Source organism: Polaribacter sp. OB-PA-B3 (assembly GCF_054589375.1).
Map to the genome: position 1 here is coordinate 152158 of NZ_BAAIIX010000001.1, position 26871 is coordinate 179028.

A 26871-nucleotide genomic window follows, 5' to 3' on the forward strand; every position below is an offset into this window, starting at 1 on the left:
AATCTAAAACACACAATAACGGTCGAAAATGATAGTACAAATTATTTTAACAAAAAACCACTTAAACATAACAATATCAATACATTTAGACAAATGTTAAATTTACTATAAAAAGTATAGTTGCTTAATTGATGATAGTATACTACCTTTGCATAAAATTTAATAAAAGCTTATATGTATAAATTAAATGGTAAAGAATACCCTTGTTGTGCAAGTTTAACTATGGGGTTTATTGGCGGAAAATGGAAAACAGTTATTCTATTTCATCTAAGAGAAAAGACTCTTCGTTATAACGAATTAAGAAAAGAAATGCCATCGGTTACGGAACGTACACTAAGTTTACAATTAAAAACCTTAGAAGAAGATGGCTTAGTTAAACGTAAAGTTTACACTTCTAAACCGCCTTTAAAAGTAGAATACTCTTTAACAGATTTTGGTAAAAGTTTAATACCTGTTGTACAATCTATAGCAGATTGGGGTAATTATGCTGTAGAAAATTATAAAAAGATTAGTTAGATCTTTCTCCTAAAACTTTTAATAAATACTCATTTTGCTTTTCTAAAAGCTCATTTGTTTTATTCATTAATTCGATATTTTTTGGAGTTACAACTTTAGCGTTTTTAGGATCATCTGCTTTGTTTTTTAATGAATTCATCATTTTTACAACTACAAAAACGGTAAAAGAAATCACTAAAAAATCTACACCTGCTTCTATTAATTTACCATAACCTATTGCAATTTCTTCTGTTGTAATTTTATCGTTTGTAAAAATTGCTTCTCTTAAAATTATCTTTCTATTTTCCCAATTAGCACCATCTGTCATATAAGAAAGTGGCGGCATTAAAACTTCTTTAACTAAAATATTTACTACTTTATTAAAAGCTGTACCAATTATAACACCAATAGCAATATCTATCATGTTTCCTTTAACAGCAAAGTCTTTAAATTCTTGTAATAATTTAAATTTCATACCTCTTTTTTTTAAATTTTTATAAAACCATTAGGTTGCAACCTCTAATGTCTGAATTATCGAAACGACCAATAATTTCGAAAGAGTTATCTGCATAAACTTTACCAAGATCTTGCGTAGCTATAAAAGAACAAGAATTGTAATTTGCTAAATCAATAACATTAATTCCGCCATTTTTACCATGCGGATTAATACTTAATGCGTCTTCTGTATCTCTTGTTAAAATTTGCATCCAAGGTGGTGTGTTAAAAACGCCGTTTCCTTTAGAATAACCTTGACTTAGTAATTCTGTCATGCCGTATTCTGAATGAATTTCATCAACACCAAAACCAGATTTTAAAATTTTATGCAATTCTTCTCTAACCAATTCTTTTCTCCTTCCTTTCATTCCACCGGTTTCCATAACAATGGTGTTTTTTAGGTCGAATTGATGCAAATCAATCAAATCTAACAAAGCAAAAGAAACCCCAATTAGAAGTACTTTTTGTCCTTTAGCATCTAATTCTAAAAGTTTTTTTGCTAATTCTTGTAGATTATTTAAGTAAAAACCACTTTCTGATTGTTTCGATTTTTTAATTAAATCATCAACCATAAAAACCAAAGAAGAACCTGTTCTTTCGAGGTAATTTGGTAATAATGCGAGCACTGTGTAATCTTCTATATTACCATAGAAGTAATCAAACCCTTTTAAATAACTTTCTTTATAAAGATTCACATCTGTTACAAAGTGCTTACTTGTAGTACTCCCTGTTGTACCAGAACTTGTAAAAACAGCTTGCTCTTGCTCTAAACTAGCAATTACTTTTTTACTTTTAAAAAACTGAATTGGTAAAAAAGGAATATCTTCTACTTTAGAAATATCTGATGGATGAATGTATAATAGATCGCAAAAAGACCTATAAACTTTATTATTTTTAAATTGATGTTTAAAAACCTCTAATGCAACCTGGTTAAACTCTTCTGTTGAATGTATGTTAAAAATCTTGTCTGTCATAACGTATTGCAAAAATAAGATTTAAAGAATACGTTTATGAATTATTACTTCTCTTTTAAAGAAGAATATTACATCTTTAAAGTAAAAAACGAACCATTCATCCAAAAAATAGAAAAAAAAATTTCACTTCATATTATTTTTATCTCCTAAATTTAATATAAATGCATTTATCTAAAAATACATATAGAACTATTACAGGTGTAAAAGAAGTTGTAGAATTAACAAAAAGAAAGTATCACCAATGGTTAGTGTATCAAGATAATAAACCTGCTTATTTTGTAGATTTTTACGATTTAAAAGAAGAATCTAACGCAATGATGAATAGTTTAGTTTTATGCACAGACAATTCTATAAGCGAGGTTTTAGAACTTATTAATAAGCGCAATAATATAAATTTATCTATTCCTAAAATTTCTAGAATTGGTTTGAAAAAAAAGATAAAATCAGAACAAGCAGAATTAGATTTAAAACCAATTCCTAAAAAGTGGTTGGCTTATTCTTTGTAGATTTTTACTACTAAATTTCCTTTTTCGTCCATAGAGGCTCTATACATACCTGCGGTATTAAATTCAAAAGACATATTTCCTTTTTTATCTAGAGCAACAACTCCGCCAGTACCGCCAAGTTTTGTTAGTTTATTTTGAATAACGTCTTTAGTCGCTTCTTTTAAGGTTTTATTTTTATATTCCATTTGAGCAGAGATATCATATGCAACTTGACTTCTAATAAAATATTCTCCCCAACCTGTAGAAGAAACACCACAAGTTAAGTTATTTGCATATGTACCAGAACCAATTATTGGTGCATCACCAATTCTTCCCCAACGTTTGTTTGTCATTCCGCCAGTAGAAGTACCTGCTGCAATATTTCCGTTCTTATCAAGAGCAACGCAACCAACTGTACCAAATTTTGCATTTTTAATATCAGCATCATAAAAAGCAGCCTTTTTATCATCATGATCTAATTCTGTCTTATTTTTATTTTTGATTCTCTTTAAAGATTCAAACCTTCTATCAGTATAAAAATAACTTGGATCTACAATTTCTAAGCCTTTTTCTTTAGCAAATATTGATGCTCCTTTACCAGAAAGCATTACATGATCAGAGTCTGTCATAATTTTAACTGCTAATTCAATCGGACTTTTTACATTAGTAACCCCGGCAACTGCACCGGCATTTAATGTTTTACCATCCATAAAAGAGGCATCTAATTCGTTGGTTTCTTCATGCGTAAAAACAGCACCTTTACCTGCATTAAATAATGGCGATTCTTCCATTACTTGTATCGTTTTAACAACTGCTTCTTGACTTGTACCTCCGTTTTTAAGAATTGTATGACCTACTTTAATTGCTTCTTCTAATTTTGCTTTGTAGGCTGCTTCTTTTTCATCAGACATATTTTTCTTTAAAATAGTACCAGCACCACCATGAATTATAATTGCAAAATCATTTACTTTTTTTGTGTTTAAGGTTTCATTTTTTGTTGATTCTGATGTGCAACTTAATAAAATAACAAAGGTTACAATGGCAATAAAGAAGTTTTTCATTTTTATAATTTGTTTAAAATTAAACAATATTTGTAATTTTTGTTTAATTTATATATGTCTAAAATAATTCGTAATTTCGAACTTCTAAATTAAACAACTAAAACGTAATAAAAAAATGACGGATTTTGGAATAAAAAACGCCTTACAAGAATTAGGTTTAAAAGATATAAATAATGGTACTTCTACAGGTTCAAATAATTTTTCTAACGGAGAAGTTATCGAATCTTACTCGCCAGTAGATGGTAAGTTAATTGGTAAAGTTAAAACTACTACCAAAGAAGATTACGAAAAAGTGATGGAAACTGCAACCAAAGCGTTTTTATCATGGAGGAATATGCCAGCACCACAAAGGGGAGAAATTGTACGCCAATTTGGTAACAAATTAAGAGAATTAAAGGAACCTTTAGGAAAATTAGTTTCCTATGAAATGGGTAAATCTTTACAAGAAGGTTATGGTGAGGTACAAGAAATGATCGATATCTGCGATTTTGCAGTTGGTTTATCTAGACAATTAAACGGACAAACGATTCCGTCGGAAAGACCAGGACATGTAATGAGAGAACAATGGCACCCAATTGGTGTTGTTGGTATTATTTCTGCATTTAACTTTCCGGTTGCTGTTTGGGCTTGGAACACTGCTTTAGCTTGGATTTGTGGTGATGTTTGTGTTTGGAAAGCTTCTGAAAAAGCACCTCTTTGCTCTATTGCTTGTCAAAATATAATTGCAGACATTTTAAAAGAAAATAATTTACCAGAAGGAATTTCTTGTATTATAAATGGAGATTATAAAGTAGGTGAAATGATGACTGCTGATACTAGAATTCCGTTAGTTTCTGCAACAGGTTCTACAAGAATGGGAAGAATTGTTGGTGCAAAAGTTGCAGAGCGCTTTGGGAAATCTTTATTAGAATTAGGTGGTAACAATGCCATTATTATTACACCAACTGCAGATTTAAAAGTTGTTGTTCCTGGAGCTGTTTTTGGTGCTGTTGGTACTTGCGGACAGCGTTGTACATCAACAAGAAGATTAATTATTCACGAATCTGTTTATGATAAAGTAAGAGATGCAATTGTTGGTGCTTATAAACAATTAACTATTGGAAATCCTTTAGATGAAAAAAATCATATTGGCCCATTAATCGATAAAGATTCTGTAAATACATATTTAGCTGCTATCGAAAAAGCAAAAGCTGAAGGTGGAAATGTATTAGTTGAAGGTGGTGTTTTAGAAGGTGAAGGTTACGAATCTGGTTGCTACGTAAAACCAGCAATTATAGAAGCAGAAAATCATTTTGAAATTGTACAACACGAAACTTTTGCACCAATTTTATATCTAATGAAATATACAGGTGAAATTGAAAATGCTATTGTAAAACAAAATGGTGTTGCTCAAGGTTTATCATCTGCAATTATGACCAACGAAATGAAAGAAGCAGAGAAATTTTTATCTTATGCAGGTTCAGATTGCGGAATCGCAAATGTAAATATTGGTACTTCTGGTGCAGAAATTGGTGGTGCTTTTGGTGGTGAAAAAGAAACTGGTGGCGGTAGAGAATCTGGCTCTGATGCTTGGAAAGTGTATATGCGTAGACAAACAAATACTATTAATTATTCTGATGAATTACCTTTAGCCCAAGGTATTAAATTTGACTTGTAAAAGAAATTCAAATCATTGTATTTAACAAACCCAAATCAATATGATTTGGGTTTTTTCAATTCTGAAAATTAAACTATCTTTAATTGTTTTAGTCTAAAGTTCATGAAATCAGCACATATCCAACATTTATATAACAGAATTGGTTTTGGTATTTCACCAAAAGAATTGGCTCGTTTATCAAAAAAAAGTAAAAAAAATGTTATTAACGAACTTTTTAAAGCTTCAGAAAACGCAACTATTTTACAAGGTGATACTTCTTTTTTAAATGGTAAAAGCTATCAAGATTTTAAAAAAGAGCGAAAAAAACTTCAAAAAATAAGTAGAAAAAAAGTAAAAGAATTTTCTACTGCTTGGTTTACAAGATTAAATAATCCTACAGAAATTTTACGTGAAAAAATGACCTTATTTTGGGCAAATCATTTTGTTTGCGAAAGTAAAAACATCTTGTTTTCAGAGAGTTATAACAATGTACTTCGTGAAAACGCCTTAGGTAATTTTAGAGATTTTATAAAACTGGTTTCTAAAGAAGCTGCAATGCTTGGTTACTTAAACAATAAACAAAACAAGAAAAAAAGTCCGAATGAAAACTTTGCACGTGAATTAATGGAACTTTTTACGCTTGGTCAAGATAATTATACCGAACAAGATATTAAAGAATCTGCACGCTCTTTTACGGGTTATAATCATAAGCTTAAAGGAGAGTTTATCTTTAGAGAAAAACACCATGATAATAAAGAAAAAATATTTTTTGGTAAAAAAGGTAATTTTAATGGTGATGATATTATAGATATTATTTTAGAACAAAAACAATGTGCTAGATTTATTTCAGAAAAAATTTACCGATATTTTGTTAATGAAAACATCAAAACAAAGCATATTGATGAGATGGTTGATGTATTTTACAAAGATTATAATATCGAAAATTTAATGCGTTTTGTATTACTTTCTAAGTGGTTTTATGAGGAAGAAAATATTGGTACTAAAATAAAATCGCCTATAGAACTCTTAGTTGGTATAAATACCATTGTACCTTATAAAATTGAAAAAAAGAACCAAATACTGTTGGTTCAAAAATTGTTGGGACAAATATTATTGAGTCCGCCTAATGTTGCAGGTTGGAAAACTGGACGAAATTGGATTGACAGCAACACCATTGTAACGCGCTTACGTTTGCCTTCTATTTTGTTAAATAATGCAGAAATTGCTTATTCAGAAAAAGGAGATGAAGAAACAATGATTACTAATTTTAAGAAAAGAAAATTAAGAAAAAAAGCTTTTATAAAAGTAAGTGCAGATTGGAGTTCTTTTGAAGAAAATTTTAAAAATAAATCGAATAAAGATTTGGTACATCTAATAATTACATCAAAAGTAAATAAAGGAACCGCAGAAATGTTAGAGAGAAATGAAAAACTGTCTAAACATGATTTTGTTGTACAATTAATGAGTTTGCCAGAATATCAACTTTGTTAAAATAAGAACACATGAAACGTAGAGATTTTTTAAAACAATCAACTTTTGCTTCTGGAATGTTTTTTGTGCCTCAATTTTTAAAGGCTTTTGAGCACAACACCAACTCGATATTTAGCAATAAAAAAGTAGTTATTATTCAGTTAAAAGGAGGTAATGATGGTTTAAACACAGTTGTACCTTTTAACAACGATATTTATTATCAACAAAGAAATAATATCGCCTTAAAACAAGCAGATTTATTTAAAATTTCTGATGAAGTCGGGCTTCATAAAAGCTTACAACCTTTACAAAAATTGTATGACAAAGGTTTTCTAAGTATTATAAATAATGTTGGATATCCTAACCCTAACTTATCTCATTTTAGAGCTACAGATATTTGGCAAACTGCTAGTGATAGTAATGAGTTTTTACAAAACGGTTGGGTTGGGCGTTATTTAGATTTTATTAAAGGAAACCCATACGCTGCTATTGAAGTTGATGAAAGTTTGTCTTTAATGATGAAAGGAAAAACACAAAACGGATTAGCAATTACAGATTCTAAAATGTTTTACAATTCTATGAAAGCACCGTTTTTTAATAACGTTGTTTCTAATTATAATGATGCGCATCTAAGTGAACATAATTTAGGGTATTTGTATAACACCATGATTGATGCAAAATCGTCTGCAAAACATATTTACGAAAAAACAAAAACAAAAAACTCTTCTGCAGAATATCCAAAAAATTTATTTGGTAAACAATTAAAAAATATTTCTCAGTTTATTAATTCCGGATTAGAAACGCAAGTTTATTACGCAGGTTTAAGTGGTTTTGACACACATGCTAACCAAACAAATACACAAGCAAGATTATTGAATTTGTATGCAGAAACTATGGAAGTTTTTATAAATGATTTACAAAAAAATAACACTTTTGATGATGTGCTTATTCTTACTTTTTCAGAATTTGGTAGACGTGTAAAACAAAACGAATCTAAAGGAACAGATCACGGAACAGCAAATAATGTTTTTCTTATGGGTAAAAACCTTAAAAAACAAGGTTTGTATAATAGTTTGCCAAATTTAGCGAACTTAGATAAAAACGGAAATTTAAAATACGAAATAGATTTTAGAGAAATTTACGCTACTATTTTAGACAAATGGTTAAATGTTGATGATACTGCTATTTTAAACAAATCGTTTTCTAAATTAGAATTTATATAAAACTTGATATTCTAAAAATATTCTGCTAAATTCGTTTGTCTTGTAATTGTATAATTAACAAGGTATTCTAAAATATATTTTTAAGGCATAAATATTATTGTAAAGAACAATGATCTCACTTAATAAGACGATAGCGTATACCCAAAATTGGAAACCTACTTTTTTGATTGCTTTATTGTTAGGTACAGTAATTCCGGTTTTGTTAATTACCTTAGAGCCTTTTGATAATAGTAATAGTTTTTCATATAAATATTTAATTCTTTCCGGTTATTCCGTTTGTATAATAATACCGATTTTAATATTTCATCCTATAGAAAATTACGTTTACAAAATTCAAACAAAACGATGGTTTATAGTAAACGAGTGCATTTATATTATTAGCATATTATTTGTAATCTTTATTTTTTCTTTCTTTTATCACTTCTTTGTAATTAGCGGTTTAACTTCTTTTACCTATGAATTAATTTGGGGCTTTATAAAATCTTTTGGAGTACCTTTTACACCTATTGTAGTGCCTTTGTGGCTTTATTTACGGTCTAAATACGGTCAGATAGAAGTTCCTGATTATGATAAATCGAGCACTAAAAAGGTTAAAAAAATTACTATTAATGGAACCAATAAATCTGAAACCTTAACCATTTTTGAATCGGATTTTATTTTTGCAAAAGCCCAACAGAATTATGTAGATATTTATTTTAATACAGATAAAGGCATGCAACAAAAAACCTTAAGAAGCACGCTATCTAATATTATAAAACAACTACCTAAAGCTTGGCAAGTGCATCGATCTTACTTGGTAAATTTAGATTATCTTAAAACTGTAGAAGGCAATGCTAGAAAACGTTTTATAAGAATTACAACAACCGAAGAAACTATTCCCATTTCCCAGGTTTACTATAAGGCGCTTAATAAAAGACTTTCAAATTCGTCCCAAGAGCTTCAAAAATAGCCCGTGTATTTCAATTTTAACCCAAAAACCTCAGGTTAATCACACTCTTTTTTTTCATTTGTTCTAATGTGTTCTATTTGCTGTGAACTTAAAAAACTAACAAATGAAAACTCTTAATTTTTTTATCACAGTAAGTTTATTATTACTTCTAACAAGTTGTTCTTCTAGTAAATATGTTAACTATTTAGAAGATCATACAGAAGTTGTTAAAATGACAGATTCTCTTCAATTTAATTCACTTGATGATAGCTTCTATAATAACAAACTATTTTTAGTAGGCGAAGTTCATGAAGTTGAAACATCGCCAAGAATAGATTTTGCAATGTTTACACAACTTAACCAGAAAATACATATTGATACTTATTTAGCCGAAATGGATATTGCTCAAGGTTATTATCTTCAAGAATATATAAAAGGATCAAATGAAATTATATTGAAAGAAATATTAAAAAAATGGCCAGTTTACATAGGTAGATTATCAGAACAACATAGAAATAAATGGGTAAAAATGAGAGCCTATTATGCGCAACTTCCTCAAGACAAAAAGTTTAATCTCGTTGGAATTGATAGAATTGCAGATTTCGATTTGATTAGAAAACTATTAAAGGAAAAACTACCTGTAAAATATCATAATGATATTGATAGTAAAAATGAGTATTTAATTTCATGGTCTAGGAATAAACTAGATATTATTATAGAAAAAGAAAAAATTAATTTGAGTATAAATACTATCAATTTACTAAAAAATATAGCTTACAATTTAAACGATTATAAGATTACTAGAAGTAGAGACAAGTTCATGTATCTAAACTTTAAAAGATTCTACACCCAAAAGAACTGGGAAAATAAAAAACTTTATAGCGGATTAGGGTTTTCACATACATTACAAGCTTATACCTACACTTTTGCTGGTCGAATTAAAAAAGACATGCATTTGCCTTATTCAAATAAAATGGTTAGCTTAAATACGCTGTATGTAGATTCTAGATTAACGGTTGATAGTAAAGCATTACCAAAGTTTATGCAAGATAAAGGCAAAGCATTTACTAAATTTAAGTATTCTCAAGATAATAGGTTATTTATGTATATTGAGGGTATAGCCGATTATAAAAAAGTTACAAAACCAAACTCGATTAGCTTACTTAAATTAGATGCGAAAGATTCTCCTTATCTAAACTCATCTAGAGGTACTAAAGTAAAAAAACTAATAACTATTTGGGATGCTTACGATATTATAGATGGCACTTCTACTACAGACTATGCACAATATATTTTGTTTGTTAGAAATGCAGATTGGATTAAGCCTGACGAAAATTAGATAAATAAAAAAGAGCTTATCATAAATGATAAGCTCTTTTAATATTTTATAAAACTAAAATTAGTTGTTTAAAGCTTCTGCTCCACCAACAATTTCAAGAATTTCATTTGTAATTGCTGCCTGACGTGCTTTGTTATAAGTTAATAACAATTCGTCTCTTAAATCTTTAGCATTGTCTGTTGCTTTATGCATTGCAGTCATTCTTGCTCCGTGTTCAGATGCAAAACTATCTCTTAATGCTTTATACAATTGCGTTTTTAAAGATTTTGGTATCAAAGCCTCTATAATTTCTTCTTTAGAAGGCTCAAAAATGTAATCAGAGTTTACTGCACTTGCATCTCCACCTTCAATAGGTTTAATTGGTAAAAATTGCTCTACCTGTGTAATTTGTGTAGCGGCATTCTTAAATTGATTGTAAACAATTTCAATTTTATCATACGTACCGTTAACAAATAACTGCATTAAGTTTTCTGCAAGAGAAGCTACATTACTAAAAGTTAAATCATCATAGATATCACTTCTATTAGCTGTAACGTTATATCCTTTAGATAAAACATCATTTCCTTTTTTACCTATTGTAAATAAATCTACAGAAGTATTGCTATATTTTTCGTTTATAGTTTTTACTACTTCTTTTGTAATAGAAGAGTTAAAACCACCACATAAACCTCTATTAGAAGTAATAACAACCAATAAAACTTTAGAAACATCTCTCTGCTTAGAGTATTCTCCGCTTGCATCACTTTCTAATGTTGCACTTAAATTTTGCAACAATTCTGTAAGTTTAGAAGAATATGGGCGCATAGCCGTAATGGCATCTTGTGCTTTTTTCAACTTTGCAGCAGATACCATTTTCATGGCAGATGTAATCTGCATTGTAGATTTAATAGAAGTAATTCTATTACGTATTTCTTTTAAGTTAGCCATACTATGAGTATTTTATTATTCCCGCGAAAACGGGAATAATAACTATATGTTATGAAAATTGCTTAGAAATCTCTTTAGCTGCTGCCTCTAAAACATCAGTAGCTTCGCCTGTTAATTTACCAGACTTTAAAACATCTAAAGTATCTCTATGCTTTGCGTTTAAATAATCGATATAATCTTTTTCGAATTTCTTTACTTTTTCTACAGGAACATCTTTTAGTAAGTTCTTAGAACCAGCATAAATAATTGCAATTTGATCTTCTACAGAAAAAGGATCGTTTTGAGCTTGCTTTAAAATTTCAACATTACGTTGTCCTTTAGAAATTACACTCATTGTTGCAGCATCTAAATCTGAACCAAACTTAGCAAAAGCTTCTAATTCTCTAAACTGAGCTTGATCTAATTTTAATGTACCAGATACTTTTTTCATGGCTTTAATCTGGGCATTACCACCAACACGAGATACAGAAATACCTACGTTAATTGCTGGACGAACACCAGAGTTAAATAAATCTCCATCTAAGAAAATCTGTCCATCAGTAATCGAAATTACGTTTGTTGGAATATATGCAGAAACGTCACCCGCTTGTGTTTCGATAATTGGTAATGCAGTTAAAGAACCTCCACCTTTTACGATTCCTTTTAAAGAATCTGGTAAATCGTTCATTTCACTTGCAATTTTATCATCATTAATAACTTTTGCAGCACGTTCTAATAATCTAGAGTGTAAGTAAAATACATCACCAGGATAAGCTTCACGTCCTGGAGGTCTTCTTAATAATAAAGAAATCTCACGGTAAGCAACAGCTTGTTTAGATAAATCATCATAAATAATTAAAGCTGGTCTTCCAGAATCTCTAAAATACTCTCCAATTGCAGCTCCGGCAAATGGTGCATAAACTTGCATTGCTGCAGGATCTGATGCATTTGCTGCTACAATTGTAGTATAAGCTAAAGCTCCTTTTTCTTCTAACATATTTGCAATTGCAGCAACTGTAGAAGCTTTTTGACCGATAGCAACATAAATACAATAAACTGGCTCACCAGCATCGTAAAATTCTTTCTGATTTAAAATAGTATCTAACGCAACTGTAGATTTACCAGTTTGACGGTCTCCAATAATTAACTCACGTTGACCTCTACCAACAGGAATCATTGCATCAATAGATTTAATACCTGTTTGTAACGGTTCTGTTACTGGTTCTCTATAGATTACACCAGGAGCTCTACGCTCTAAAGGCATCTGATAAGTAGTACCTTCAATTGGTCCTTTACCATCAATTGGATTTCCTAAAGTATCTAAAACACGTCCTACAACTCCTTCACCTGCATTTAATGAAGCAATTCTTTCTGTACGTTTAACAGTAGAACCTTCTTTTACTGATGTAGCAGTACCTAATAATACAACACCCGCGTTATCTTCTTCTAAGTTTAATACAATGCCTTCTAGACCTCCTTCGAACTCTACTAATTCACCATATTGAACATTAGATAGACCGTAAACACGTGCGATACCATCACCTACTTGTAAAACAGTTCCTACTTCGTTTAAAGTAGCTTTAGCTTCAAAATTTGTTAACTGTTCTTTTAAAATTGCTGATACTTCAGCTGGTTTAATACTTGCCATCTTTTATGATTTGATGTATAATTAAATTTTTGGAATGAAATGACTGTTGTCAAATTCCTTTCTTAATTCGTTTAAATAATTAGAGATACTTGCATCATACTGCACATCTCCAACGCGTAGAATAAATCCTCCTAAAATATCTGGATTTATAACATTTTCTAGATTTGCTTTGTTACCTGTTAACGCTACAATTTTATCTAAAACTTGCTTTTCTACTTCTTCTGTTAAAGGTACTGCTGTAGTTACCTTGGCAACCTGCGTACGCTTTAAGTGATCAAAAACAATTGCATATTTTTGTGCAACTGGGCGCAACATTGCAATTCTTTTGTTATCTTTTAACAAATGAAATAAACCTAGTGTAATATTGTTTACTTTACCCTGAAACAATGCCGTTAGAACATTCATTTTGTCTGATGCTTTAACAATAGGGCTGTTTAACATTACCTCTAAATCTTTGTTCTCTGCAATGGTAGCAGCTACTAACGACATGTCGTCATTAACCGCAGCTTCAGACTTGTTGTCTAATGCTAGATTTAAGATTGCTTTAGCGTAACGTAATGCTGCTCTTGCGTCTTTCATTTATACTTAGTTTAAAGTAACTTCTTTTAAAATACCTTCTACTAAATCTAGTTGGTCTTTTTTGTTAGATAATTCTTTTTTAATTACAGATTCTGCTATACCAATAGATAATTCTGCAACATTCTTTTTAATTTCTGCTAAAGCTGCTTGCTTTTCTTGCTGAATAGAAGCGTTTGCCTTTTCTATTAAATTTGCTGTAACTTCTTTTGCATCTTCTTTAGCATCAGAAATAATTTTGTCTTTTATTTCTCTAGCCTCTTTCATCATTGCATCTCTTTCTGCTCTTGCTTCTTTTACAAGCTTTTCGTTATCTGCTTGTAAATTTTGCATTTCTCTACGTGCATTTTCTGCAGCTTGTAAAGCATCTTCGATACCATTCTCTCTATCTTCTAAAGAGTTTAAAATTGGTTTCCAAGCAAATTTTTTCATCAAAAATAATAAAATTATTAAGATGATAAGTTGCATAACGAACAACCCTGGTGAAAAATCGTTTAATAAAGTTTCCATGCTATAAACTAATTATATTGTTTTTTGTTTAATTTAAAAACACTTTCTGCAACCAACCGTTACAGAAGAGTGTTTTTGTTTCTTTTTTAGGAAATTATGCTTTCCCTAAGATTAATGCACCAAATGCTAAACCTTCTAATAAGGCTCCAATGATGATCATTGCAGTTTGAATTTTACCAGCTGCTTCAGGTTGACGAGCAATACCTTCCATTGCTTTTCCACCGATTTGACCTAATCCAATTCCACCACCGATTACGATTAATCCTGCTCCAATTAAATTGTACATACTAATTGATTTTTAAATATATTAATTAAACAAATTCTAATTCTTCTTTTGTACTTGATTATGCATCAAGATTTTTAATGATGATCGTGTTCTTCAACAGCCATCCCAATAAATAACGATGATAACATCGTAAAAATAAATGCTTGTAAAAAGGCTACTAAAATTTCAATAACCATAATAAATAATGCCAACACTAAAGACATACCTGTAGACGCTACAGGCCCAAAAGCTTCTTTCATTGTTACCATTAAAGCAATTAAACTCATTACCACAAAGTGACCTGCTGTAATGTTTGCAAATAAACGCACTAATAAAGAGAAAGGTTTAATTAAAATAAAACCTGCCAATTCTATTACTGCTAATATTGGTCTTAAAATTACTGGTACACCTGGCATCCATAATGTGTGTGCCCAAAAATCTTTACTACCGTTTGTAATGTAAATTACCATTGTAAATAAAGCTAAAGCAACTGTAACTGCAATTTGACCTGTTACGTTAAAACCTAACGGAGTTAAACCTAACAAGTTCAAAATCCAAATAAAGAAAAATACCGTTAATAAAAAGCCCATAAACTTTTTATACTTTTTCTCTCCAATATTTGGTCTTGCTATTTCGTCTCTAACATAAATTACCAAAGGCTCTAAAACTCTACCAAATCCTTTTGGCACTTTTCTAGATTTGTATTGTTTTGCTAATGCAGAAAAACCTAAAAACATTAACAGAGAAGCAAATAAAATACCTACTACACTTTTTGTGATCGAAAAATCTAATGTTTTGTGAGCGTTTGTTGCGTGGTGTGTTTCATCAAAAGAAACAGCTGTTGCTCCTTTTTCTAATTCATAAATCTTACTATGAATTTTTGTGAATTTTAATCCGTTTTTTTCTACAATTACATGCCCATCATCATTATGATGAAATTCTGAAGACATAAAAGCAACTAAACCTTCGCTAGACCATAAAATTACAGGTAAAGGAAAGCTAAAATGTTTTCTTTCTCCTTGATCTGTAGAATAAGAGAAAAAAGTAAAGTCGTGAGAATCTTTTAAGTGATGTTTAATATAATCAGTAACTTCTTCTTGTGTATTTACCTGACCACCATCGTTTTCCGAATGGCTTTTCTTACCTGTTTCTGAGGCAAAAGTTGTACTTGTAATAACCGCTATTACTGCTATTGTAAAAAACTTAATTATTTTTTGTGCAATCTTCATTGTAAAAATACGCTTTCTAAATTCGGCGCAAAGGTACGCAATAATTCAAAAGTACAAACCTTTTTTTTCAAATTTAAATTTATAGTTTTTTATTTCTAATTTTTGATACAATAATTCCTTCTGTTGATAAAAAAACGAAAGTGGGTAATAAGAATGACAATTTTGCTATAACAGACAAAGAATCTCTTTCTATAATTGATGAATAAAAGGCTACGCAAAAAAACAGTAATTTTAAAAATAAAGCTCCTAAATATATATAACCTAAGTCTTCTGGTTTTTTATTAACACTTTGAAGTAATAATAAATTTACACAAATTAGTATGGAAAAACCGCTATGAAAAACATATAGTTTTTGTAAGTTAAAAGAGAGTGTTTCATTAAAACTATCTATAATGTTTTGGTGTAAAAACAATCCTAAAAAATGTATACCAAGAAAAATTACAAGTACAATTACTATTTTTTTAATCATTTATTTTATTTGCTTGTTTAATAAGAGCATAAGTTGCCAGAAAAATAGCAACTAAAGTAATTGTTGTTCTTAAAAATGATGTATCTAACTTTTTATCTAACCATTCTCCTAAAAGAAAGCCTAAATATATTGTTAACCCCATTTGCAATCCTGCACCAGATAACTGTATTGCTTTATTAAGCGGTTTTTTCTGTGCGTTTTTTTGTTTCATTACCACTTTTATTAAGTTCTTTTAATGCACCCTTCATTGCGCAAGTTGCATTAAAAGAGGCACCTGGTTCTATAGATAATTTTCCTATAGAAACGTCTCCAGAAATATTTGCTGTACTTTTTATTGTTAACGTATTTGCTACAGATAAATCACCAGAAAACTTGCCTTCGATATCTGCATTTGTAGATTCTACTGTACCTTTTATTACACCTTCAGAACCAATAATTACTCTTCCTTTAGTTATTAAAGTACCTTCTAATATACCGTCTATTCTAAAATCTCCTTCAGAAACAATATCTCCTTTAAATGTAGAGTTTTTTGCAATTACATTTCTTTCCATAGTTCTTGGGTTTGCTTTTTTCTTTTCTTTTTTAGGTTCTTTGTTGCTAAACATTACTCTTTGTTTAATTGTTTTAAAATTTCTTTCGCTTTTTTTCCTTCTTCTGTACTTCCGTAATTAATAGCAACAAATTCTAGTGCTCTTTTATAAGTTTCTTTATCTAGGTACTTACCAATTGCATATGCTTTTAAAAGCTCGAATTTTGGTTTTAATTTAGAATTGTTAATTGTAGGTAAAACTTCGTTTACATTTACAAGAACATTTTTAAACTCTCCTTTTTTGTAAAGATAATATAGTTTTTTGTAAGTTTTTTCTACCTCGTTTACAACTTCTTTTTTTTCTAATTTATTTTCTGGATTTTTTATAATTTGAGCAAAAACTGTATTTGGATATTCTGATAGAATAACATTTTTATGTGTATTCGATCTTTCTAAATTACCGTTGTTTTTATAAATTTGATATAAATGCCAATTAATTGGCAACACTAACTCAGCTTTCGGATTTAAACTTAACACTCTTTCTAATCTTCTTATTGCTAAATCTTCGTTTTTAAATTGTTCTTTATAAATTAAACCCAATTCATATAAAGCCTGATTTCTATCAATCTTTAATGTATCTATCTTTTGTTTTTCTGTAGGAATTGTTTCTAAATAACTAGCTAAATCGTACCTAGTATTTATTTTAGAAACATTTACAGAATCGGTATTGCTAGCATTGATACTTGCATTTGCAGACCAACGCCAGTTGTCTTCTAACTTTCTATTTCCCCAAATTTTCTGAAACTCTGTTTTACCAAAACCTACTACTTGGTTGTTGTAAAAATACCATTTGCCTTTACTATTGGTTTGTAAAGAACCCGTATTTGACCCAAATGCAATTTGATTTAATCTTAATTGAGCTGCTTCTTCGTCTTGCTTTTTTAAATTTTCTATATAATTTTTAAAATAAGATTCTTGCTCGTTTTTGGGTAAGGATGCAATTCTAATTATACTATCGTTTTTAGCAACTACATTTTCAAAATTAATTAAAGACGCTAAGTTTTTATACTTTCTTTTTACTCTTCTTACTCTAAGCGCTAAAGAATCTGTAGAAACATTTAAAACACTATCATAATAACTACTTGCAAATTGATACTCAGAATTTTTAAAGTATAAATTTCCTAAATTCTCGTAAGTAAAACTTTTCTGTTTGTCGCCACCGTTTTTGGCTCTTAAAGATCTGTTGTAATAATCTATTGCCAAAGCAACACTATCATTTCTTTCGTAAAGGGCTGCTACTTGATAATACAGTTGATCTAAATACGGTCTATTATCTCTGTCTTCTATTAATTTCTCTAGCCTCGCTAAAACACTCGAGGAAATAGAATCGTTAGCAACATTTTTTGCCAATTCTATATTTGCATGAATTTTATATTTATAAGGTGCTTTTTTAAAGTTTGTAAGCTTATTAAATACAGCTGCTGCAGAATCTTTTTTGTTTTCATTCGCATACATTTGTCCCAAAACAAACATATTTCTTGCTGCCTGAGCCTTATTTTCTTGGGTTCTTGTAGCTAAAATTAAATGTTTTTTTGCTTTTTGTAAACTATCAGATTTTACATAAGCCATTGCCAAAGCTGTATTTGCTTGCTCTTTTATGTCGTTTGGTAAATCTGCTTCTAAAGTATCTGTTACTACTAATAAAAGTTTCATGGTTTCTATCGCAAATTCTTCATTATCCATTCTAATGTTTGCTTTTGCACGCCAAATTTTAGTTTCTGCAATTAAATTTGCGTTTGGATAATTTGCAATTACATAATTAAATGCTTCAACAGCAGGCACAAATCGTTGCGAATAATAACGAGCTTTACCAAGTAATAAATAGGCATCGTCAATTTTTCGGTTTCTTTCTAAACCGTTAATATTCATGCCATGTTTTTGTATTGCTTTTACAGCTTTTTCTTCTGCTTTTTCAAAAGGACCAGCAGGTTGTGTAGTTGCTGTTTTTTCTTTTTTGTTACCAAAACCAGATCCCGGAGAATTATTTTTAAAAGTTGGCGCTACAATTTTACGATCATCAAAAACAATAGGTTCTATTGGCAGTTGTTTAAACCAATCATCTTTATAACCTTGGTTAATACCTTCTATTCCTTTTTTAAACGCTTCTTCACCATTAAATAAAATATTAAAATGAGACGTTAATGCGTGGTAATTTCTACTTAAAACAGTATCTTTTTTTGTGCTACATGCGTAGATCGTTCCTAAAAGAACAGTAAATAGAAGTATTTTTTTTAGTTGTTTCATAAAATTAAAAAACTCTTATCTAAAACTAATTTCTAGTGAAAATAGTATACATAAGAGTGTAAAAATAGTAATAAATTAAGAATAGACTAAAATGTAAGAAACATTTATGCTATTGTAGCTATTTGTTTTGTTTTTAATTTATTACAAAGCAAAATAACTTTCTAATTCTTTTAAGGTTTCTTCGGATGTTTTTATATCGTTTACCACGGTTCCTTTATCTAGAACAACAATACGCTCACAAACTTCTGTAACGTGTGTTAAATCGTGACTAGAAACTAAAACAGTAACATCTCTATCTTCTGTTAATTTTTTAATTATTTGCTTTAATCTAATTTGTGTTGTAGGATCTAAGTTTGCAAACGGTTCATCTAAAATAACCACTTTGGGGTTTCCCATCATTGCAGCAACAATACCGGCTTTTTTCTGATTTCCTTTACTTAAATCTCTTAAATATTTCTTTTTCCCAACAATTTCCCCATTAAAAAAATCTTCGAATTGCGCTATAAATTTAGCAACATCTTCTTTATTCATACCTCTTAAATCACCAATAAAATCGAAGTATTCTTCTGGTGTTAAATAAGATATTAAGAAAGACTCATCAATAAAAGAACCTGTAAAATTTTTCCATTCTTCACTTTGGCTAACAACTATATTATTGTTTTTTACAGAACCTGTTGTAGGTCTAATTAAATCTAGTAAAATATTAAATAAAGTAGTTTTTCCTGCTCCATTGTTACCAACCAAACCAAAACTTTGTCCTGTTGGTATGTCTATTTTTTCTACGTTTAAAACCTCTGCTTTTCCGTATTTTTTTGAAACTGTATCTATTGTAATCATTGTATTTTCTTTTTAGGTTTAATTATGCTTCTTTTCCGAAGGCATTAATCATAACATATTTGTTTTTTATGTACTGTTTTTCTATTAGGTTTAAAGCATATTTTTTACATAATAAACTTATTATACCTATTGATGCAACTACGATGTAACCAGAATTACCGCCCACAAATTTGTCGAACAACCAAAAAACCAACATAGGAAAAACCATTAATGGTAGTATAATTAAAAACTGCGTTGCACTTGTACCTTGTGTGTTACCAAATCCGCTTTTATTTAAATCGATTCTTTTTCTATTAAAAGATCCAGCAAATAATAAAAACAGCGAATTAAAGCCAATATTAAAAATTGCACCAGCGGTAATCATTAAAAAAATGTCGATTCCGAAATATAAATACGGAAAACTTAATAGGTAAAGAAAAGAGGTCATAAACACCATTAAAATCCATTTAGACTCTAAAAACTTACGGTATTTAAAACTCTGACTCATTAACATTTTGTAATGTGCACTATCCCAAGCAGGAATAAATTGACCGTAATTTAAGGCAAAACCACCCGTTACAAATAAAGAGGCAAACATTAACATTGCTGGCATTTCTCTGTATGTTTTTTGCGTGAAAAATATCAATCCGTAGAATAAAAATAAAAAAGACATTAAAAAGACCGTCTTTGTTCTTTTGTTTCGCCAAATTAAACGCATATCATTTTTAATAAACGGCGCAACATCTCCTAATTTATCAGTAAAAGATAAATCTAAAGATTTTGCTTCTTCTACTTTTTGGGAAACTGCTTCATCTAAATATACAAGGTTTCTTAGTTGTTTATAATTTAATTGATACAACACAACTAAAACAACTACAAAAATTAATGCATAAATTGGGTTTTGATAGATGCCATCAAAAATTGAACCTGCGTATGCTGTAACATCAAAAATATTAAACTTTTGTAAGCCTATTAAAGCTAATAAAGTTACTACAATTGTACCAAGTGCAATATTGTTTTTATTAATTAAGAAATTTAAAAAGTTTGCCGATTGAATAATTAAAACTATTGCAAATAACCAACCTAAAACACCAGAAGTATTGTAACCTTCTTTTAGTAATACTATAGAAAAAGGTATGTAAAAAAACAATCCTAAAATATTAAAAAACGAAACCGAAGACTTACCTAAAACATAATGTACCAATTTACTTTTTTTAATTGGTAAAATTAGCATTGGTTTTATATTCATAACAGGTAATTTCTGCATTAGATATCTAAATATTAAATCTCCTAAAATTGCATATAACAAATAAGAATTTACCAATTGTAGTGGGTCTGATTCTGGAAATTGTTTCTTTAAAATATAATAACCTCCAATACCTATCAATAAAAAAGTAGCTAAAAAATACAGGACAAAAAAGCCCATAATTATTTTAATGGCAATACTTTTTCCGAAAGAAGCTGAGCGAAGAAATTGCTTCCATTCTAGTTTTAAAAAGCGTAACATCATAAGTTTAGTAATTAGTTAGATTGATAATAAGTAGTTAAGTATTACAATTTGTTACAAATTATTTACAATTTTATATTCTGGGTAGGTTTCTATTAACAATTGTTCTGCTTTTTCTGGCAACACATAATTAGAAATATAAAACAAAATGCACAATAAGGTTAAGACTACAGAAATCACAAAAAGCCAATAGATATTTAAGTGACTAAAATCGAACCTTGTTAAGTTAGCAATGTTAAATAAGTTTACAAAAGTAAAGCCAGTGTAGGTGTTTTTTGTTGTACCAAGCATTGCTTCTAACAAAAAGATTTTCTCTTTTTTAACTTCTTTTTCTTTATGTTTTTTTCTGATTTTATAAGCGCTGATTCCTTCTAAACTTATTAAAACCAATAAGGTTCCTAAAAAAATATATTCTGAAAACTTTACTTGTAAAACACTAAAAAATACTAGAAAAATGGTAATTGTAATTACAATTTTTGGAAGCGTAAACCACTCTTTGGCAAAATTTAGAATAATGTTCCAGTAACGTTTATTCATCTGTTTTTGCTTTTCTTCTACAACATCCATAAAACCAAAAACGCCAAATTTTTTAAATGATTTATCTCTTGCAGCTTCAAATGATAAATATGGTTGTGACTGCCAAATTTCTTCAATATCATTTGCCAAATGATCTACCAATTCACTTTGTACATCGTAATATTCTACATAATGTTTTCTAGTGAATTTGTAAAGTTCTTGTATGTGGTTTTGGGTCAGTTTCATGGTTTAAACAATTACATTAGGGTACTGTGTTTTTACAAGTTGCTTATTCTTCTTATACACAAATTCACCAGACCAATAAAAGAGTATAATCAACACAAATACCGCTAATTGAATATTATTATGTACTGGATTTAAAAAACTTTCATCGGTTCTAAAATTTGTAATTGAATTAAAACAAATAAAAATGAAGTTTAAAACTTGTAGAAATACATTTGTTTTATTTAAAATTAAAAAGGATTCTTTATTCTTCTTTTTGTCTTGTTTTATTTGATAAAAAACGTAAAAAACAATTAGTAATAAAATACTATACAATCCAAAAAAGAAATCTTTTTTACCTTCAAAAAAATTCATCAACAAAAACAAGACATAAAATATACTTGCAGAAATTAAAATTCTAGGAAGTTTAAAAAATGTAATTAAATGCTTTAAAGTTGCGTTATAGAATTTTTTTTGAACAGCTCTTGTTTTATCCTTTAAAAGGTTACTAAAACCTCTATCAGAAAAATTTCTGTGGATATTTTGTATTTCTTTTTTGAAATTTATATCAGGATTTTTAGCTAACTTTTGCTCTAAAATATTGGCAAAATGGTCTACAATTTCTGTTCGAACATCGTAGTATTTTATTCCGCAAGAAAACACGTAATTGTCTATTTGTAAAAGTTGCTCTTTTGTTAATTCCATAACTACGAAATTTTATATTTCTTAATGGTTTCTTTGTGTTTTTTATAAAAGTAGAAATAGCAAAATAAGTTTAAAATATACATTGATAGAAAACCAACATTAAAAGAATTCAAAACTCCTTTTTCTGATAAAAACCTTAATCCAAATAATATTAAAAAACCAATAAGAATCCCCAAACTTTGCGTTTTTAAAACAAAGCTGTAAGTAGTTTTTACTTTTTTTGTATCCTTATTTACAAATAGATAAGCAAAAGATAATAAACAAATAAGAATAATACTATAAAAGACAATATTTAAAATATTTTCGATTTTTGTTGAAAGAATAATATTTAACTTATCAATTAAAATTAATGGTATTGAATATGATAAGAGCGATAAGAAAAACCATTTTTTATAATATTTTTTAGCTTTTTCTAATATAATTTTTGGAGCAGAATACATTACTCCGAAATAAAAACTTGATGTGTCTTTTAAATGTTTATTCCATTTGTCTGTAATAGCATAAAATGAAGTGTCAAAATCTAATTTTTCTAATTCCATTTTTTCTTCAATATCAGAAATAATATGGTCAAAAATTTCTAATCGAATATCGATATAATCAATCTGTTTTACATTTAAATAATGCTCTACTCTTTGTGTTTGTTCTTTTGTTAATTCCATAGCGTTAGTTTAACAAGTGTTTGTATTTTTCTAAAATGATTTTTTTATGTTTTAAAATAACCATTAAAGCCGACAAACCATAAATTATTATAAATAAAGCCACTAAAGTATACAACCAGCTATATTTCATAATTGAATAACACAAATTTGTAATTCCCAATAACTGAACCAATGTAAAAGGCAACCAAATTTCATTACCTAAAAACTTAACCTCGTCCAAATTTTTTAACTCTTTATTCTTAATCATTCCTTTAAAAACAGAATATCCAAAAATAAGAGTAGACAAAATTATAGTTACTAAGTAAACTATTTTATCAGTAACAGTTTCATTTAAAAAATAAAAAAACAATAAAGTACTAATGGAAATTAATAACAATTTAGGTTCTGTAAAAAATTTAAAAAACTGCTCCCAAGTTTCTTTTCTATAAGTCTTTTTCATTAGACTTACACCTTTAAAAACAAATCTTGCAATAAACTCTAACTCATTAGATAAATATTGAGATAAATTACCATTTTCTGTTGTAGCTTCAAAATCAGACACCAAATGATCTATCAATTCAATCTTGGTTTCATTAGAAATACCTGGATATTTTCTGAGTAAAAAATCCTCTAAAAAAACCAATTGCTTTTCTGTTATTTCATAGCGCTTTTCCATCCTACTCCAAACTTAATTTAGGGTTCACCAATTGCTGCATCGTTCTTAAAAACTCTTGCATTTCATCCAACTTATTGGCAGTTTCTTTAGTACCAGATTCTGTTAATTTGTAATATTTACGTAGTCTGTTACCAACTTTTGCAACCTCTACATCTAGCAAACCATCGGCTTCTAATTTATGTAAAGCTGGGTACAAAGCTCCTTCGGTAATTTTAAGTTCGCCTTTGGTTAATTCTTTTACTTTTTGTGTAATTTCATAACCGTACATTTTATCATTACTTTCTAATAATTTTAAAATGATGGTTTGTAAAGAACCTTTATATAATTTCTGATTTCCCATTTTTTTGGTGTGTTTTTGTCAGTTTAACAGATTTCGATTTTTTCATCTAAATCAATCGAATTAACAACCTTTAAATCTATTTCGTCAAATATACATAATTTTCTTATACATAGAATTCTTATGTATTTGTTTTTTGAATAAAAAAAATCCTGAGTTTTTTAAAAACTCAGGATTTAAAATATTTCCAATCTAAAAAAGCGGTCTATTTTTCTACTTTTAAAACCTCTTTAATAATACGTTCTAAATCTGCTTTTGGTAAAGCTCCGTTTGCCATTTGTGGTTCTCCTTCTGCAGGACAAAATAACATAGATGGTATGCTTCTAATACCAAAAGCTGCAGATAATTCTTGCTCTGCTTCCGTATCAATTTTATAAATATCTATTTTACCTTCGTATTCGGTAGATAATTGCTCTAAAATTGGCGCAAGCATTTTACATGGTCCGCACCAATCTGCATAAAAATCTATTAATGCGGGTCTTTTTCCTTCAAATTTCCATTCTTTATTTTTTTCGAAATTAAATACTTTTTCTAAAAATGTTGCTTTTGTTAAATTTTCTGTCATATAAATGTTTTTAATTCAACGCTGTTGAATTTTATTTTAAAATTATTTTTCTACATAAATAGTCGTAAAAACCTCTAAAGTATTACAAATAGCTATCGATAACAAACATCGTAAAGTTAAAAACAGTTAAAACATTCTTTAATAAAGCGATTATAATTTAATTTTGATAAAACAAGTAACTTTGTTTGGCATACTTAACATCATAAATAAACTTGCATTGATATATCCAAAAACAAATAAAAATCCAGTTGTAGATACTTATTTTGATACAGAAGTTACAGATAATTACAGGTGGTTAGAAGATGATAGAAGTAAAGAAACCGAAGCTTGGGTAAAAGCACAAAATGAGGTTACTTTTAACTATTTAGACCAAATTTCTTACAGAGATCAATTAAAGAATCGATTGGCAAGTTTATGGAATTATGAGAAAATAGGCACACCTTTTACAGAGGGAGATTACACATATTTTTCTAAAAATGATGGGTTACAAAATCAAAACGTAATTTATAGAACCATAGGTAATTCTGAACCAGAAATATTTTTAGATCCAAATACTTTTTCTAAAGACGGCACAACTTCTTTAGGCGCATTAAGTTTTTCTAAAGACGGCAAAACTGCCGCGTATTCAATTTCTGAAGGTGGTTCTGATTGGCGAAAAATAATTATTATTGATGTTGTTTCTAAAAAACAAAAAGAACCTGTTATTGTTGATGTAAAATTCTCTGGAATTTCTTGGTATAAAAATGAAGGTTTTTACTACTCTAGTTATGATAAACCAACCGGAAGTGAATTGTCTGCTAAAACAGATCAGCATAAATTATATTATCATAAATTAGGAACTTCGCAAAAAGAAGATGTTATTATTTTTGGTGGAATTCCATCGGAAAAACACAGATATATTGGTGGTTATGTTACAGAAGACAACCGTTTTTTAGTAGTTACTGCACAAATTTCTACATCTGGTAACAAATTATTTATCAAAGATTTATCCGAAGAAAAAAGCACTTTAAAACCAATTATAGAAACTCTAGAAAGTGACACTTATGTAATTACTAACAAAGCATCTACACTTTTTTTAGCCACCAATTTAAATGCACCCAATAAAAAAGTTGTTACTGTAGATTTTTCGAATCCTACACCAAAATATTGGCAAGATTTTATACCAGAAACAGAACATGTTTTGGCTATTTCTAAAGGCGCAGATTATTTGTTTGCAAATTATATGGTAGATGCGGTTTCTAAAGTTTTTCAATACAATTTTAATGGTGATTTTATAAGAGAAATTTCTTTACCTGGTATTGGCTCTGTTGGCGGTTTTAGCGGTAAAATAGAAGCTAAAGAATTGTATTTTTCTTTTACGAATTACAACACTCCGAATTCATCTTATAAATTCAACCCAAAAGATGGCACTTACCAAGCGTATTGGAAGCCAAAAGTAGCTTTTAATACTGATGATTATATAAGCAAACAAGTTTTTTATCCGTCTAAAGATGGCACAAAAATTCCGATGATTATTACACACAAAAAAGGAATTGAGTTAAATGGTAAAAATCCTACTATTTTGTATGGTTATGGCGGTTTTAATGTAAGTTTAACGCCTAGTTTTAGTATTGCCAATTTAGTTTGGATGGAGCAAGGTGGCGTTTATGCTGTTGCAAATTTACGCGGTGGCGGAGAATATGGTAAAAAATGGCACAATGCCGGTACAAAACTTAACAAGCAAAATGTTTTTGATGATTTTATTGCTGCTGCAGAATTTTTAATTGATAAAAAATATACTTCATCAGAATTTTTAGCGATTCGTGGTGGTTCTAATGGCGGACTTTTAGTTGGCGCAATTCTTACACAAAAACCAACTTTAGCAAAAGTTGCGTTGCCTGCTGTTGGTGTTTTAGATATGTTGCGTTATCATACATTTACTGCTGGCGCAGGTTGGGCATATGACTATGGTACTGCAAATGACAACAAAGAAATGTTTGAGTATTTAAAAAGATATTCGCCTGTACACAATGTAAAAAAGGGAAATAAATATCCTGCAACATTAATTACAACAGGTGACCATGATGATAGAGTTGTACCAGCACACAGTTTTAAATTTGCAGCAGAATTACAAGAAAAACAAACAGGCAAAAATCCAACATTAATAAGAATAGATACCAATGCTGGCCACGGAGCCGGTACACCAATTGCAAAAACGATAGCGCAATTTGCAGATATTTTTGGTTTCACTTTATTTAACATGGGCTTTAAAAAACTACCTAAACTCCTAATAGACAATTAATTATTTTCAATAAAACTCTTTTTCGTTAATTTAATTACCTTTGATACATCTCATTTAAAATATTTC

General features: G+C 29.2%; 29 protein-coding genes. 8 read left to right on the forward strand and 21 right to left on the reverse strand.

Annotated elements, in window-relative coordinates:
• Window positions 1-174 precede the first annotated feature (174 nt).
• The gene (locus ACYPV9_RS00580) at window positions 175-516 is read left to right on the forward strand and encodes a winged helix-turn-helix transcriptional regulator (RefSeq protein WP_077810746.1); all 342 of its coding nucleotides are present in this window, start codon (window positions 175-177) and stop codon (window positions 514-516) included.
• On the opposite strand, the gene mscL is transcribed toward ACYPV9_RS00580, so the two are convergent.
• Both mscL and ACYPV9_RS00590 read right to left on the reverse strand, forming a co-directional pair.
• Window positions 509-970 (reverse strand): large conductance mechanosensitive channel protein MscL, encoded by a 462-nt coding sequence (gene mscL, locus ACYPV9_RS00585; RefSeq protein ID WP_299064278.1) that lies wholly within the window; start codon window positions 968-970, stop codon window positions 509-511. The two genes, ACYPV9_RS00580 and mscL, sit on opposite strands and share 8 nt — an antisense overlap.
• 19 nt (window positions 971-989) lie before the next feature.
• The gene (locus tag ACYPV9_RS00590) at window positions 990-1964 is read right to left on the reverse strand and encodes a LuxE/PaaK family acyltransferase (protein WP_459741251.1); all 975 of its coding nucleotides are present in this window, start codon (window positions 1962-1964) and stop codon (window positions 990-992) included.
• A 161-nt stretch (window positions 1965-2125) separates the two neighbouring features.
• Between ACYPV9_RS00590 and ACYPV9_RS00595 the strand changes: the two genes are divergently transcribed.
• Entirely contained in the window at window positions 2126-2470 is a 345-nt protein-coding gene (locus ACYPV9_RS00595; RefSeq protein ID WP_299064281.1) for a hypothetical protein, read from the forward strand.
• On the opposite strand, the gene ACYPV9_RS00600 is transcribed toward ACYPV9_RS00595, so the two are convergent.
• Entirely contained in the window at window positions 2458-3510 is a 1053-nt protein-coding gene (locus ACYPV9_RS00600) for an isoaspartyl peptidase/L-asparaginase family protein (RefSeq protein WP_459741252.1), read from the reverse strand. The two genes, ACYPV9_RS00595 and ACYPV9_RS00600, sit on opposite strands and share 13 nt — an antisense overlap.
• A 115-nt stretch (window positions 3511-3625) precedes the next feature.
• Between ACYPV9_RS00600 and amaB the strand changes: the two genes are divergently transcribed.
• From amaB to ACYPV9_RS00625, 5 genes are all read left to right on the forward strand, one after another.
• Window positions 3626-5167 carry an L-piperidine-6-carboxylate dehydrogenase gene (amaB, locus tag ACYPV9_RS00605; protein WP_459741253.1) on the forward strand — a complete coding sequence of 514 codons (1542 nt, stop codon included), beginning with the start codon at window positions 3626-3628 and terminating at the stop codon, window positions 5165-5167.
• 102 nt (window positions 5168-5269) lie between these two features.
• Complete coding sequence (locus tag ACYPV9_RS00610; protein ID WP_459741254.1) at window positions 5270-6637, forward strand: DUF1800 domain-containing protein; 1368 nt, start codon at window positions 5270-5272, stop codon at window positions 6635-6637.
• A gap of 11 nt (window positions 6638-6648) precedes the next feature.
• Entirely contained in the window at window positions 6649-7839 is a 1191-nt protein-coding gene (locus ACYPV9_RS00615; RefSeq protein ID WP_459741255.1) for a DUF1501 domain-containing protein, read from the forward strand.
• 109 nt (window positions 7840-7948) lie between these two features.
• On the forward strand, window positions 7949-8788 hold the full coding sequence (locus ACYPV9_RS00620) for a LytR/AlgR family response regulator transcription factor (protein WP_459741256.1): 840 nt from the start codon (window positions 7949-7951) through the stop codon (window positions 8786-8788).
• A 103-nt stretch (window positions 8789-8891) separates the two neighbouring features.
• A complete protein-coding gene (locus ACYPV9_RS00625; protein ID WP_459741257.1) occupies window positions 8892-10106 on the forward strand; it encodes a hypothetical protein in 1215 nt (404 codons plus the stop codon).
• A 60-nt stretch (window positions 10107-10166) separates the two neighbouring features.
• Here ACYPV9_RS00625 and atpG read toward each other — a convergent pair whose 3' ends face one another.
• The 18 genes from atpG to trxA form a co-directional block, all read right to left on the reverse strand.
• Window positions 10167-11033, reverse strand: coding sequence for an ATP synthase F1 subunit gamma (atpG, locus tag ACYPV9_RS00630; protein ID WP_299064296.1), 867 nt, complete (start codon window positions 11031-11033; stop codon window positions 10167-10169).
• Window positions 11034-11082: 49 nt separating this feature from the next.
• Window positions 11083-12660, reverse strand: a complete 1578-nt coding sequence (gene atpA / locus ACYPV9_RS00635; protein ID WP_299064298.1) for a F0F1 ATP synthase subunit alpha — start codon at window positions 12658-12660, stop codon at window positions 11083-11085.
• 21 nt (window positions 12661-12681) lie between these two features.
• On the reverse strand, window positions 12682-13239 hold the full coding sequence (atpH, locus tag ACYPV9_RS00640; RefSeq protein ID WP_077810728.1) for an ATP synthase F1 subunit delta: 558 nt from the start codon (window positions 13237-13239) through the stop codon (window positions 12682-12684).
• Between the two features lie 6 nt (window positions 13240-13245).
• Entirely contained in the window at window positions 13246-13746 is a 501-nt protein-coding gene (locus ACYPV9_RS00645; protein WP_459741258.1) for a F0F1 ATP synthase subunit B, read from the reverse strand.
• Between the two features lie 94 nt (window positions 13747-13840).
• Window positions 13841-14032 (reverse strand): ATP synthase F0 subunit C, encoded by a 192-nt coding sequence (gene atpE / locus ACYPV9_RS00650; RefSeq protein WP_013620961.1) that lies wholly within the window; start codon window positions 14030-14032, stop codon window positions 13841-13843.
• A gap of 74 nt (window positions 14033-14106) precedes the next feature.
• The gene (gene atpB, locus ACYPV9_RS00655; protein ID WP_459741259.1) at window positions 14107-15240 is read right to left on the reverse strand and encodes a F0F1 ATP synthase subunit A; all 1134 of its coding nucleotides are present in this window, start codon (window positions 15238-15240) and stop codon (window positions 14107-14109) included.
• Between the two features lie 79 nt (window positions 15241-15319).
• A complete protein-coding gene (locus tag ACYPV9_RS00660) occupies window positions 15320-15709 on the reverse strand; it encodes a DUF6168 family protein (RefSeq protein ID WP_299064310.1) in 390 nt (129 codons plus the stop codon).
• Window positions 15702-15920 carry an AtpZ/AtpI family protein gene (locus tag ACYPV9_RS00665; protein ID WP_299064312.1) on the reverse strand — a complete coding sequence of 73 codons (219 nt, stop codon included), beginning with the start codon at window positions 15918-15920 and terminating at the stop codon, window positions 15702-15704. Before ACYPV9_RS00665 ends, ACYPV9_RS00660 begins: the two co-directional genes overlap by 8 nt.
• Window positions 15886-16314 carry a bactofilin family protein gene (locus ACYPV9_RS00670; RefSeq protein ID WP_299064314.1) on the reverse strand — a complete coding sequence of 143 codons (429 nt, stop codon included), beginning with the start codon at window positions 16312-16314 and terminating at the stop codon, window positions 15886-15888. Before ACYPV9_RS00670 ends, ACYPV9_RS00665 begins: the two co-directional genes overlap by 35 nt.
• The gene (gene porW, locus ACYPV9_RS00675; RefSeq protein ID WP_459741260.1) at window positions 16314-18542 is read right to left on the reverse strand and encodes a type IX secretion system periplasmic lipoprotein PorW/SprE; all 2229 of its coding nucleotides are present in this window, start codon (window positions 18540-18542) and stop codon (window positions 16314-16316) included. The genes ACYPV9_RS00670 and porW overlap by 1 nt, the downstream gene beginning before the upstream one ends.
• Before the next feature lie 141 nt (window positions 18543-18683).
• Complete coding sequence (locus tag ACYPV9_RS00680; RefSeq protein WP_299064318.1) at window positions 18684-19379, reverse strand: ABC transporter ATP-binding protein; 696 nt, start codon at window positions 19377-19379, stop codon at window positions 18684-18686.
• A 22-nt stretch (window positions 19380-19401) separates the two neighbouring features.
• On the reverse strand, window positions 19402-20868 hold the full coding sequence (locus ACYPV9_RS00685; protein WP_299064320.1) for a DUF5687 family protein: 1467 nt from the start codon (window positions 20866-20868) through the stop codon (window positions 19402-19404).
• A gap of 51 nt (window positions 20869-20919) precedes the next feature.
• Window positions 20920-21627: a hypothetical protein gene (locus tag ACYPV9_RS00690; protein WP_459741261.1), complete on the reverse strand. Its 708-nt coding sequence runs from the start codon at window positions 21625-21627 to the stop codon at window positions 20920-20922.
• A 3-nt stretch (window positions 21628-21630) separates the two neighbouring features.
• Window positions 21631-22308 (reverse strand): hypothetical protein, encoded by a 678-nt coding sequence (locus tag ACYPV9_RS00695; protein WP_459741262.1) that lies wholly within the window; start codon window positions 22306-22308, stop codon window positions 21631-21633.
• Between the two features lie 2 nt (window positions 22309-22310).
• The gene (locus tag ACYPV9_RS00700; RefSeq protein WP_299064331.1) at window positions 22311-22967 is read right to left on the reverse strand and encodes a hypothetical protein; all 657 of its coding nucleotides are present in this window, start codon (window positions 22965-22967) and stop codon (window positions 22311-22313) included.
• A 4-nt stretch (window positions 22968-22971) separates the two neighbouring features.
• Window positions 22972-23622 carry a hypothetical protein gene (locus tag ACYPV9_RS00705; protein ID WP_459741263.1) on the reverse strand — a complete coding sequence of 217 codons (651 nt, stop codon included), beginning with the start codon at window positions 23620-23622 and terminating at the stop codon, window positions 22972-22974.
• A gap of 1 nt (window position 23623) precedes the next feature.
• A complete protein-coding gene (locus ACYPV9_RS00710) occupies window positions 23624-23962 on the reverse strand; it encodes a PadR family transcriptional regulator (RefSeq protein WP_079737829.1) in 339 nt (112 codons plus the stop codon).
• A 202-nt stretch (window positions 23963-24164) separates the two neighbouring features.
• Window positions 24165-24524: a thioredoxin gene (gene trxA, locus ACYPV9_RS00715; protein WP_299064335.1), complete on the reverse strand. Its 360-nt coding sequence runs from the start codon at window positions 24522-24524 to the stop codon at window positions 24165-24167.
• Between the two features lie 163 nt (window positions 24525-24687).
• Between trxA and ACYPV9_RS00720 the strand changes: the two genes are divergently transcribed.
• Complete coding sequence (locus ACYPV9_RS00720; RefSeq protein WP_459741264.1) at window positions 24688-26805, forward strand: prolyl oligopeptidase family serine peptidase; 2118 nt, start codon at window positions 24688-24690, stop codon at window positions 26803-26805.
• Window positions 26806-26871 lie beyond the last annotated feature (66 nt).

Bases quoted from the DNA above. Each gene is read 5' to 3' on its own strand.
- ACYPV9_RS00645 (WP_459741258.1), bottom strand. From the start codon at position 13,746: ATGGAAACTTTATTAAACGATTTTTCACCAGGGTTGTTCGTTATGCAA.
- atpA (WP_299064298.1), bottom strand. From the start codon at position 12,660: ATGGCAAGTATTAAACCAGCTGAAGTATCAGCAATTTTAAAAGAACAG.
- trxA (WP_299064335.1), bottom strand. From the start codon at position 24,524: ATGACAGAAAATTTAACAAAAGCAACATTTTTAGAAAAAGTATTTAAT.
- amaB (WP_459741253.1), top strand. From the start codon at position 3,626: ATGACGGATTTTGGAATAAAAAACGCCTTACAAGAATTAGGTTTAAAA.
- porW (WP_459741260.1), bottom strand. From the start codon at position 18,542: ATGAAACAACTAAAAAAAATACTTCTATTTACTGTTCTTTTAGGAACG.
- ACYPV9_RS00600 (WP_459741252.1), bottom strand. From the start codon at position 3,510: ATGAAAAACTTCTTTATTGCCATTGTAACCTTTGTTATTTTATTAAGT.
- atpH (WP_077810728.1), bottom strand. From the start codon at position 13,239: ATGAAAGACGCAAGAGCAGCATTACGTTACGCTAAAGCAATCTTAAAT.
- ACYPV9_RS00690 (WP_459741261.1), bottom strand. From the start codon at position 21,627: ATGAAACTGACCCAAAACCACATACAAGAACTTTACAAATTCACTAGA.
- mscL (WP_299064278.1), bottom strand. From the start codon at position 970: ATGAAATTTAAATTATTACAAGAATTTAAAGACTTTGCTGTTAAAGGA.
- ACYPV9_RS00670 (WP_299064314.1), bottom strand. From the start codon at position 16,314: ATGTTTAGCAACAAAGAACCTAAAAAAGAAAAGAAAAAAGCAAACCCA.
- ACYPV9_RS00595 (WP_299064281.1), top strand. From the start codon at position 2,126: ATGCATTTATCTAAAAATACATATAGAACTATTACAGGTGTAAAAGAA.
- ACYPV9_RS00700 (WP_299064331.1), bottom strand. From the start codon at position 22,967: ATGGAATTAACAAAAGAACAAACACAAAGAGTAGAGCATTATTTAAAT.
- atpE (WP_013620961.1), bottom strand. From the start codon at position 14,032: ATGTACAATTTAATTGGAGCAGGATTAATCGTAATCGGTGGTGGAATT.
- atpB (WP_459741259.1), bottom strand. From the start codon at position 15,240: ATGAAGATTGCACAAAAAATAATTAAGTTTTTTACAATAGCAGTAATA.
- ACYPV9_RS00705 (WP_459741263.1), bottom strand. From the start codon at position 23,622: ATGGAAAAGCGCTATGAAATAACAGAAAAGCAATTGGTTTTTTTAGAG.
- ACYPV9_RS00660 (WP_299064310.1), bottom strand. From the start codon at position 15,709: ATGATTAAAAAAATAGTAATTGTACTTGTAATTTTTCTTGGTATACAT.
- ACYPV9_RS00685 (WP_299064320.1), bottom strand. From the start codon at position 20,868: ATGATGTTACGCTTTTTAAAACTAGAATGGAAGCAATTTCTTCGCTCA.
- ACYPV9_RS00590 (WP_459741251.1), bottom strand. From the start codon at position 1,964: ATGACAGACAAGATTTTTAACATACATTCAACAGAAGAGTTTAACCAG.
- ACYPV9_RS00695 (WP_459741262.1), bottom strand. From the start codon at position 22,308: ATGGAATTAACAAAAGAGCAACTTTTACAAATAGACAATTACGTGTTT.
- ACYPV9_RS00580 (WP_077810746.1), top strand. From the start codon at position 175: ATGTATAAATTAAATGGTAAAGAATACCCTTGTTGTGCAAGTTTAACT.
- ACYPV9_RS00610 (WP_459741254.1), top strand. From the start codon at position 5,270: ATGAAATCAGCACATATCCAACATTTATATAACAGAATTGGTTTTGGT.
- ACYPV9_RS00620 (WP_459741256.1), top strand. From the start codon at position 7,949: ATGATCTCACTTAATAAGACGATAGCGTATACCCAAAATTGGAAACCT.
- ACYPV9_RS00665 (WP_299064312.1), bottom strand. From the start codon at position 15,920: ATGAAACAAAAAAACGCACAGAAAAAACCGCTTAATAAAGCAATACAG.
- ACYPV9_RS00710 (WP_079737829.1), bottom strand. From the start codon at position 23,962: ATGGGAAATCAGAAATTATATAAAGGTTCTTTACAAACCATCATTTTA.
- ACYPV9_RS00625 (WP_459741257.1), top strand. From the start codon at position 8,892: ATGAAAACTCTTAATTTTTTTATCACAGTAAGTTTATTATTACTTCTA.
- atpG (WP_299064296.1), bottom strand. From the start codon at position 11,033: ATGGCTAACTTAAAAGAAATACGTAATAGAATTACTTCTATTAAATCT.
- ACYPV9_RS00615 (WP_459741255.1), top strand. From the start codon at position 6,649: ATGAAACGTAGAGATTTTTTAAAACAATCAACTTTTGCTTCTGGAATG.
- ACYPV9_RS00680 (WP_299064318.1), bottom strand. From the start codon at position 19,379: ATGATTACAATAGATACAGTTTCAAAAAAATACGGAAAAGCAGAGGTT.